Source organism: Plasticicumulans sp. (genome assembly GCF_035331805.1).
Classification (GTDB): Bacteria; Pseudomonadota; Gammaproteobacteria; order Competibacterales; family Competibacteraceae; genus Plasticicumulans.
On record NZ_DAOLKE010000311.1, the window covers coordinates 2,556 to 4,149 of the forward strand.

General features: G+C 68.9%; 3 protein-coding genes. All 3 read right to left on the reverse strand.

The genetic code is table 11. The features are described from left to right. Positions 1-8 precede the first annotated feature (8 nt). Positions 9-290 carry an Lrp/AsnC ligand binding domain-containing protein gene (locus PKE44_RS15910; RefSeq protein ID WP_324553075.1) on the reverse strand — a complete coding sequence of 94 codons (282 nt, stop codon included), beginning with the start codon at positions 288-290 and terminating at the stop codon, positions 9-11. A 111-nt stretch (positions 291-401) separates the two neighbouring features. Continuing rightward, complete coding sequence (locus PKE44_RS15915) at positions 402-1,250, reverse strand: symmetrical bis(5'-nucleosyl)-tetraphosphatase (protein ID WP_324553077.1); 849 nt, start codon at positions 1,248-1,250, stop codon at positions 402-404. Between the two features lie 156 nt (positions 1,251-1,406). Next, positions 1,407-1,594 (reverse strand): hypothetical protein (locus PKE44_RS15920; RefSeq protein WP_324553079.1); only part of this gene is annotated, 188 nt, incomplete at its 5' end.

The window sequence follows — 1,594 nt, forward strand, 5'->3', positions numbered from 1 at the left end:
GCGCAGCATCACAGCTCGCCGCCGATCGCGAACATGCCGTCGAGGTCGTGGCGCGAGTGCACGCGGAAGGCGACGTGCGTCTGCGAGTCGCGGATGCCCTCGACCTTCAGCATCCGGTGCGTGACCACGTCGGCGAGCGCGTCGTTGCTGTCGACGCGGATGATCGCGGCCAGATCGTGCACGCCGGCCAGCGAATAGACCTCGGTGATGCCGGGGATGCCGGCGAGCGTCTCGGCGACCTCGTTGATGCGGCCCTTCTCGGTGTTCAGCAATACCAGTGCGGTGACCATGTCCGTATCTCTCGTGCCGGTGGGGCGTTCGTCGTCATCGTCGAGCGCTGCGTTGCCGCGGCTCGCTGGCGCCGCGTGGCGGAAGCCGCTCGCATGCGGGGGGGGCCGGGCTCAGATGCCCTGATCCTCACGGTTCTTGACCTTGCGCATCTCCCAGCAGTCGACGCAGCACGGCACCTCGTGGGCATCGAGGCGGAACGCCGTCAGGTGCTGGCCCCAGATGCAGCCGGAGTCGAGCGCGTAGATGCCGCGGGCCCGGAAGTAACCGAGCGCCGCCCAGTGGCCGGTGATGATGCGCAGATCGGCGTTGCGCCGCCACGGCACCTCGAACCACGGCATCAGGTCCGGCGGCTGGCTGCCGGGCGCGCCTTTCTGGTCATAGCACAGCGAGCCGTCGGCAAACACGAAGCGCATGCGCGTCATGACGTTGACGATGTGCCGCAGCCGCGGCAGTCCTTCGAGGTCATCGCGCCAGGCGCGCGGCTCGGAGCCGAACATGTGCGCGAGGAACTCCGGATAGCCCGGGCCGCGCAGCACGGCCTCGACCTCGTGCGCGCAGGCCTGCGCCAGCGCCAGATCCCAGTGCGGCGACAGCCCGCCGTGGACCATCGTGAAGCCGAGCGCGTCATCGTGATGCAGCATCGGCAGCCCGCGCACCCAGGCAAGCAGCTCGGCGGCGTCGGGCGCGTCGAGCACGTCATAGAAGGTGTCCTTCTTGCCCGGCTTGACGTGGCCTTCGGCGACCGCGAGCAGCGTCAGGTCGTGATTGCCGAGCACGGTGGTCGCGGCCGGGCCGAGGGCGCTGATGTGGCGCAGCGTCTCGACCGAATGCGGACCGCGGTTGACCAGATCGCCGGTCAGCCAGATGCGGTCGGTGTCGGGGTCGAAATGCAGCTTGTCGAGCAGGCGCAGCAGGGGCTCGTAGCAGCCCTGCACGTCGCCGATTGCGTAAACGGCCATGCGGTCTCCGGAAGGCACGGCACGCTGACTGGCGCAACAAGCCGGACAGCGCGGGGGGAGGGCGGGATGTTGTGCCGCAGCATGCCGCAGAAATACGCCGGCTTTCCAGTGCGGATGCAATGGTTTTCAGGATGTGGAATATGGCAGCCGGCTGCCTCATCCGGTCCCGAGGCTGAACTGCGCCTCACCGATCGGCATCGACGCTCCGCCCGCAGCGGCGTGATGGTCGAGCACGTCGTCGATGCGTGCCGGCTCGCCGCAGACCACATCCCGGCACCAGACGCCGAAGCCGCCGCGGCTGTTGACCGCCTGCACCCAGGCATCGAGCGCACGGCGCTTGCAGC